At 64.2% G+C, this 7,151-nt stretch carries 8 protein-coding genes; 3 read left to right on the top strand and 5 right to left on the bottom strand.

All coding sequences use genetic code 11. From position 1 onward, the window contains the following. The 3 genes from AB0I38_RS39905 to AB0I38_RS39895 all read right to left on the bottom strand — a co-directional run. The coding region (locus tag AB0I38_RS39905) for a helix-turn-helix domain-containing protein (RefSeq protein WP_358495863.1) at positions 1-192 on the bottom strand (192 nt) is incomplete at its 3' end. Positions 193-600: 408 nt separating this feature from the next. Then, positions 601-966, bottom strand: a complete 366-nt coding sequence (locus tag AB0I38_RS39900) for a hypothetical protein (protein ID WP_358495858.1) — start codon at positions 964-966, stop codon at positions 601-603. Positions 967-1,485: 519 nt separating this feature from the next. Beyond that, positions 1,486-1,671 (bottom strand): hypothetical protein, encoded by a 186-nt coding sequence (locus tag AB0I38_RS39895; protein ID WP_358495855.1) that lies wholly within the window; start codon positions 1,669-1,671, stop codon positions 1,486-1,488. A 349-nt stretch (positions 1,672-2,020) separates the two neighbouring features. Between AB0I38_RS39895 and AB0I38_RS39890 the strand changes: the two genes are divergently transcribed. The 3 genes from AB0I38_RS39890 to AB0I38_RS39880 all read left to right on the top strand — a co-directional run bounded on the left by AB0I38_RS39890 (position 2,021) and on the right by AB0I38_RS39880 (position 4,555). Further along, positions 2,021-2,422: a VOC family protein gene (locus tag AB0I38_RS39890; RefSeq protein ID WP_358495852.1), complete on the top strand. Its 402-nt coding sequence runs from the start codon at positions 2,021-2,023 to the stop codon at positions 2,420-2,422. 779 nt (positions 2,423-3,201) lie between these two features. Next, on the top strand, positions 3,202-3,816 hold the full coding sequence (locus tag AB0I38_RS39885; RefSeq protein WP_358495849.1) for a GNAT family N-acetyltransferase: 615 nt from the start codon (positions 3,202-3,204) through the stop codon (positions 3,814-3,816). 208 nt (positions 3,817-4,024) lie between these two features. Next, positions 4,025-4,555, top strand: a complete 531-nt coding sequence (locus AB0I38_RS39880; protein ID WP_358495845.1) for a DUF4240 domain-containing protein — start codon at positions 4,025-4,027, stop codon at positions 4,553-4,555. Between the two features lie 240 nt (positions 4,556-4,795). Here AB0I38_RS39880 and AB0I38_RS39875 read toward each other — a convergent pair whose 3' ends face one another. After that, on the bottom strand, positions 4,796-5,341 hold the full coding sequence (locus AB0I38_RS39875) for a hypothetical protein (protein ID WP_358495842.1): 546 nt from the start codon (positions 5,339-5,341) through the stop codon (positions 4,796-4,798). Between the two features lie 37 nt (positions 5,342-5,378). Next, positions 5,379-6,953 carry an ISL3 family transposase gene (locus AB0I38_RS39870; RefSeq protein ID WP_358495870.1) on the bottom strand — a complete coding sequence of 525 codons (1,575 nt, stop codon included), beginning with the start codon at positions 6,951-6,953 and terminating at the stop codon, positions 5,379-5,381. Positions 6,954-7,151 lie beyond the last annotated feature (198 nt).

Below are 7,151 nucleotides of genomic sequence, written 5' to 3'. Positions count from 1 at the left end.
GCGCAGCGCCTCAATGCCGCCCTCCCGCCAGGACGTGCGCCATCTGGCCACCGTTCGCTCGTGGACCCGCAGCTCACGAGCGATCTGTCTGGTGCCATGCCCGTCCTCGAACCATCCGGCCGCCTGTAACCGCAGCCGTTCCCGTCGTTCCTGCTCCGCGGGGGTGTAGCCGCCTCGTTGCCCGTACCGCATACATCGGTCGTACACCAGCAACGGCGAACCGTCACGACTCTATGACTCTACGAATTCAATCTGTGTAGTAGCCATCTATGGACCAGCTCTCCATATCCCCTTGGGTGTGATACCGCAAGCGGTATGTTCCGGGACCGGCAGGCAACTGAGGGAGGCTGTGTGCCTTTTCATCGTCCCAATCCGTTTGCCATCCTGCCAGGAGGCACTCGCCTGATGGGGACTCGAAACTGATCTCCACGATGTCTTCGTAGCCGTCAAAGTGGGCACCCGGATCCCGATCGGCGACAGCGGGCAGCTGTCAGGAGCAGCAGTGTCGATTTTGGTGCACCGCCGTTTAGTCCGCCGGACCCCCGCCTCATGAAACGAAATGAAGCGGACCACACTTTACTGTTGCATGGATATCGATTCTCACAGATTGTTAAACAAATCAAGAACATCTTCGAAAGTTGTGATGCCCGCGATAGTTAAAGCAGGCACGGTGATGCCGACCATTGTCGTCCAATATGTTGCCCAGGTGGAATTCCCTGACAACACTTCTTTGCTTAGCTGCTCCGCGATCCAACCAAGCAGAAACATAGGCCCGAAGAACAGGGATAGCATGATGATGCCCTGTGGCCACCAGGGCAAGTCATCATCGGTGGCATACCCCATGGAGTAAACGTACTTCACTGCCAGGGAAGCTCCAATGACGAACCCTAGGGCAGCCCAAATCGCGAACAGTGATTCTCCAGGCTTGCTCTTGTTCCCACCGTCGCCATTCCCCTGGCCTGTCATGCATCTGCCTCCTCAGCGATGACTTCGATCAAGGTGCAACTATATCCGCTGCGACCGGCGAACACAGGCGGATCAGCGCCGCACCTCCAAGGAGAGTGGAGCCTCTTCCATATGTCGGTCAATACCGGGACGCTGCCACCAGGACGCATCACCCACGCCCAGCTCACCGCCCTGATCTGCGGACAATGGCCGCCTCCAGGGTGGAGAAGACGCGTAGGCGGCCCTCCTTGACGACTTCTTCTATGGCAAGATCATCGGCTAGTTCATCCTTAGGCCTTCGGTCCTTATAAAACGCAGTGTCTCCCGTCACCAAAAAAGACCTGATACTCATGTGCCAACGATGCGCAAGAGTCACAGAGCAGCGAGTCCTTCATCTGTTGGTTTTTTGGCTGTTGGGTGGAGTCTCGTCATTCGCCGCCAGGGCTTGCCGAGCTTCGGCCAGAGTCATAGGTGGATAGATCGTTTGACTCGCGGTCCCTGACAACCGCCCTCGGATGGCATGGGTCCTGCGACGCGTCATCAGGCGACGTCCTTTCCAGCGGTGGAAGTGTGCTTGGCAGGTGCAGGAGTAGAGGCGACGGGACCGGTGCGCGGAGCGCGCATCTCGCGAACCTTGATGGAGTAGGCGAGGCGTCCGGCGCCGTTGACGTACGGAGTTGCGGTGACGTGGTCGAACTCGACCGGGGTGAAGGGCAGGCCCGGCATGGGGCCGGGGGAACGGGCTGGACCGGGGCGAGGATCTTGACGGCCACGCTCTTCTGTCCGAGCTTGACGGTCGGGTCGGCGCTCCGCGCCGCCGCACGGCCCGCCGCCCGCTCCGCCCGGCCGCGGGCGTGCGGCGTGGGCGCCGGTCCCGGCCGACGGCGGGAACGCGGGCCGCCCGCCGCACGCAGCGCCCGCCGTACCAAGCCTCACCCACCGACCAAGGACGCGCCGTCGCCGGCCCCGCCACTGCGTCCACACAGAGGACAGCTCGGGCAAGGCTCCGGTAGCCGCCCGGTTCCCGCCATCGTGGCCAAGGCTTGTGTCACAGATCTTGTGACAAGATCGCAGGATGCTGCGACTCACCGATTTCATCATCGACTGCCCGGACACGATGAAACTGGCAGCTTTCTACTCTGAGGTGACGGGCCGCCCGATCAAGGAAGGCAGCCACGAGAACTGGGCCGGCATCAAGTTCGGCGAGGTCGAGCTGGCCTTCATCCGGGTGGACGACTACCGCGCTCCGCAATGGCCCGACAGCGAGCACCCCAAGCAGTTCCACCTCGACTTCGAAGTGGACGAGATCGAGTCGGAGCAGCGCCGCGTCCTCGACCTCGGCGCGACGCTGCAGCAGGACTTCATCGGCCCCCGCGGCTACGGCTGGCGGGTCTACACCGACCCGGTCGGCCACCCCTTCTGCCTGTGCCGCAACAAGGGCGTCATCTGGACCGACCAGGGCCCGATCTGGCCCTAGCTATGGGTCAGCCACCGCACCCATACAGGTCACGATCGCGCTGTAGCTGATCGCCGAACCGGTTGACGGCGATCGAAGGTCCGGGCTTCCTTCGTGAGCCCGGCCCACCGGCTCGGAGGGCGCGGAGGATGCACAGGCCGAGGAGGCGGGGCCCCTGGGCACGAGACCGAGAGGCCGAATCTCAGGTGCATCCGTACTGGTTGACCGCATGATCATCGTGCCAGATTCGTGCCAGACGCAGCGGGCGATCACGGGGAACGGTGGGGAGTCACACCGTCCCTAGCAGGACCTACAGTTTTGCTGGTGAGCGCACGAAGATCAGTGGCCGCTTCCCAAGCTGACAGCGCGGGTTCGATTCCCGTCACCCGCTCCACACTCAAAGGCCCAGGTCAGGATGTGAATCGGGACCGGGGCCTCAGTTGTTTTCCGAGCCTCTTCGATCTTCCGTGCCCGTTACGTGCCCGATCCCGGCGGGTCCTCTTTCCTGAGGGCCGCTTCGGGCTTTCGACCGCGGCCGCCCAGACAGATCTGAGAACGTCTCCAGGTATCGCTCTGGCACTCATGCCCCAGCCTGCTGGGACGGCGATTCTGACGCCTGATCACCGGGCTATTGATACCTCGATTTTCCGTGATCTTCGTGTGCTCGGATGAGCGTAGGGCCGTTGATCTCTGCATGCCGCTACGTGCCATTGGCCTATCTGGCAAACGATCAACTGTTCGCTTCGCCTGGCAGGAGACTCCCGGGGTCGGCAGGAACCTGGGGCGATAACATCACGATCATGGTGGACTGGGCGCTTCGGCCAGCTTCGGTGATGGACGTCGAGGCGGTGGCCGAGTTGCGGGCCGCGGCGCTGAGGCCGGATCTCGAGCGGCTCGGGCGGTACGACGAACAACGTGTCCGACAGCGGTTGCGGGACGGGTTCACACCAGCGCACACCTGGATGATCGAGGTGGATGGCGCCTTGGCCGGCTGTGTGGCACTGCGGCCGGCGAAGCACACTTACTGGCTGGAGCACTTCTACCTGGACCCAGATTTGCAGGGCAGGGGCATCGGTACTGCCGTTTTGAGCAGGCTGTTGGAATGGTGCGACCGCGAAGACGCCGTGGTTCGGTTGAACGTGCTGCAGGGCAGTTCGGCCCGCCAGTTGTACGAGCGACACGGGTTCACGGCCGAGACCGAGGACGAGGTGGACGTCTTCATGGTGCGCCACCCCTCTTCGCCTGGCGATCACCCGGCGGAAACCAGGCCGGGATCGCGGGCCAGTAGCTTGCGATCACCTGCCGGAGCCGTCGCACCTGCCGGTCCCTCGTCGTCGTTCGGGCTGTCGATTGATAGCGCTGGTGATCGTTTCGTCGTCGCTTGGACCGCGTGTTGTAGATCGGGGCTGCTCTGACGTTGTCATGTCCCATGCGTGCCATGGGGTCCTTGAGGTCGGTGCCAGACTCGGCGGCCGGCATGTTGCCGCTCGGTAGCCGGGCATGCGGCCTGGGGGCCGGCCCCGGCCCCCAGCGCCCCGGGCCGCTCCAGGACCTTGCGTAGTGGTTGCTACTCGCGCCGGCCGAAGGTGGACGGCCGTCGACCATGACGCCAAGATACTGATCATGATTCGTGACGACTTCTGGACGATCCTCGGGGAATGTCCTCCGCCGACAGGCCCAGATGACGACTGCGACGAACTGATCTCGAGACTCGGCCGATTATCCCCATTGGAGATCATCGCTTTTGACCGCCATCTCACTGATCTCCGCCTCGCTGCCCATCGGGTCGACCTCTGGGGAGCCGCCTACCTGATCAACGCTGGCTGCTCCGACGACGGCTTCGAGTATTTCTGTTGCTGGCTGGTCGCCCAAGGACGTGCGATCTACGAAGCAGCACTTGCCAATCCGGATTCCCTGGCAGACTACGGGCCGGTCCGCAATTGCGTACTCGACGGATCCGACGAATGCGAGTGCGAGAACTTCATGTACACCCCTGATAGAGCTTACGAGCGCATCGCCGGGCACGAATTGCCCCAGGGCACCGGAACGTACCCAAAGCTCGGGGAGATGTGGGACTTCAACGACGTTGAAGAAATGCGCCGCCGGTACCCGCGCTTATCAGCCCTGTTGGATGAGGCTGACGCCCTCGCCTGAGCCGGACCCATGACATGCACGTGGTGGCGCTGCCGCAATGAAAGCAAAGAGCCGTTCCCGAATCTCACGAACGACCCACTGATGTTCAGACCGCAACGCCTCCGGCGCGGGGGCGCTCCGGCTCCGGGATGATCAGGCGGCCAAGGTACGTGCGTCGCGCCAAAACACCAGGTCACGGGCTGATCGTCGTGCATTACCCTGCCATTTGGACAGTTTCGCAGCCTGAGCGCGGTCCTGAAACTAGCCCTTGTCCTGCGTCTCAGCGGTGAACGGGAACGCATCGTTGACTAGCAGTTCCGTCATCTTGAGCAGGCGGCGGTGGTAGACAAAGGCATCGTGGAATAAAGCGGGGTAGCCCAGGTGACGCAGATGCCCGCAGAGTTTACGCAGGCACCTGAGGAGAGTAGCCCTGTGTTCTGAGTCGGCCGTGCCGTCGTTGCGAAGGTAGGTCGATACGCAGTTGGCAAGGGTGGCGTTCAGTTCGACGAGGTTGTCCCTCTCTGAGGTCGGTACGTCAGGGAATGGGAGGGGTCCATGCTGGGCCCACAGGATGCCGACCTCTCGGAACATCACCCGATGGCCTTCTGGCCCAGGCCATCTCCATCCATGCAGGTATCGCATCTCCAACGCCAACGGACTACGGCGATGCTTTCGCTTTTCGAGGCGGCGCCGGTCGGCGAAGGCGTCGATCTCCGAGAGCCAGCCGTTCCGGCTGAGCTCCAACATGTCCAGCGCCCGGATCAGAGCCAACTCATCGCGTCGAAGGTTTCCTGCCGTGGTTGTCAACGGCCGAGTGCGTGTGGGTCTGGCCCACTTTTCGTGATCAGTAGCCGTGCAGGACACGAATGCGGAGAAGGTCGGCGTTGGCTCGCCCATACATGATCCGTTTGATCATCTTGATGCGGTTCACGTTGCCTTCCACCGTCCCGGAGCTGTAGGGCAGGGTGAGCCCGGCTTTGACCGCCGCCCAGTCACGGCGCAGCCCGGTGACGAAGTCGCGCAGTTCCCGTGCGGGGCTGGCTTCCGCTCGCGTTGCCCAGCCTTCCAGGTCCTGATCGCCGCGACGGTGCACGAGCATCTCGGCGAATTGGCGCGTCAGCTCGGTGACCGAGGCGAGTTCCGGGCAGCGGGCGGTGATCCGTTCGAGTGTGGCCAGGTCTTCGGCGGTCACCTTGCTGGGTGACTGGACGATCCAGCCGGTGACCTCCCGGACCTTGGGCGCGGGAGATGTTGCGGGTTTGACGGTCGCCGTGCGGAGTGTGGCGGTGAGGCGACGAAGGGTGCGTGCGCTGCCCAGGTAGCCGCGTTCGCGCAGCTCGGCCAGGAGCTGATCGGTGCTGCGGCTGCCCTGTTCCCAGCGTTGGTGCAGGTAGGGAAGGTAGGCATCGAGGAGTGTCCGGCGTGGTGCGCGCTCGTCGCTGATGAGTTCCTCGGCGCTGGCGGCGGTGGCGTAGCGGCGCACGGTCTTGCGAGACAGCCGCAGCTCGCGGCTTATCTGAGTGATGGTCATCCCTTGGGCGCGGCCCTGGTGGATCTCAGCGTGCCGTGACCTGGTCCGGGCTGCCGAGGCGCCTTCCTCGCGAACCGGCTCCAGCGCGGCGGCAGGAGCTTCGGTGACCTCGGGCGTGGCCGGTTCGCGCAGGTGCGCGCGGTGCCGCGACACCACCCGCTGGACCACGCCGGACAGGTTATGGAGCAAATGCCAGCGATCAGCCACCTGCACCGCCAGCGGGGCGCCGCGCTGCGCGCCTTCGGCATAGCAGCCGGCCCGGTCCCGGCAGATCACCTCGACGCCGGGATGAGCCTTCAGCCAGGCCGCGAAGGAGTCCGCCGACCGATCCGGCAACACCTCGACCACATGACCGCCCTCCACATCGACCAGCACTGTTCCGTAGGTGTGGCCCTTGCGCCAGGCGAACTCATCGACTCCCAGCACCTGCGGGGTCGCCAGCTGCGGGTCCGGCAGGCTCCGCAACAGCCGCAGCAGCGTCGAGCGACCTACCGCACAGGCCAGGCGGGCGGTATGACGGGCACCGGGCCGACCGCCCAGAGCCAGCGCCACCGTCCGCAGCATGGGCAGCAGCCCTGCCGAGCGCCGGCCGTGCCTGCTGGTCAGACCGGGCACCTGCTCGGCGAAGGTCTTCTTGGCGCAGGCGGTGTTGTCACAGAAGAAGCGGCGCACCCGCACCTGGAGCAATACCTCCTGCCCGGCCACCGGCAGATCCGCCAGGCACCGCTCATAGCGGCTATGCACCCGCACCGACGCACATTCACACGCCGGACAAGCGCTCTTCGGCGCCGTCGTCGAGGCCTTCACCCGCACGGTCGCACCCACCCGGTACACCCGCTCGACACGAACGGCGGCCAGGTGCGGAAACACGACCGCCAACAGCTCCATGATCGACACAGAGCAGCGTCCCGACACTGGTACCGGCCTGCACCCGGCTCAACACGATCGTGATCACGAAAGCACGGCCGATCACGGAAAGTGGGCCAGACCCGTGCGTGTCGCCGCTGGTGGCCAAGTCGAGGTCCCCGCGTCTTCGTAGTTGACTACTTCTTGGTGAGGCGTCGCCCTGTCCGGGTTCGTGCCTGT

The organism is Nonomuraea cavernae (genome assembly GCF_040655715.1).
GTDB lineage: Bacteria > Actinomycetota > Actinomycetes > Streptosporangiales > Streptosporangiaceae > Nonomuraea > Nonomuraea cavernae_A.
Note: the sequence above shows the minus strand (reverse complement) of the source record. Positions and strands in the feature narration are given on the sequence as shown.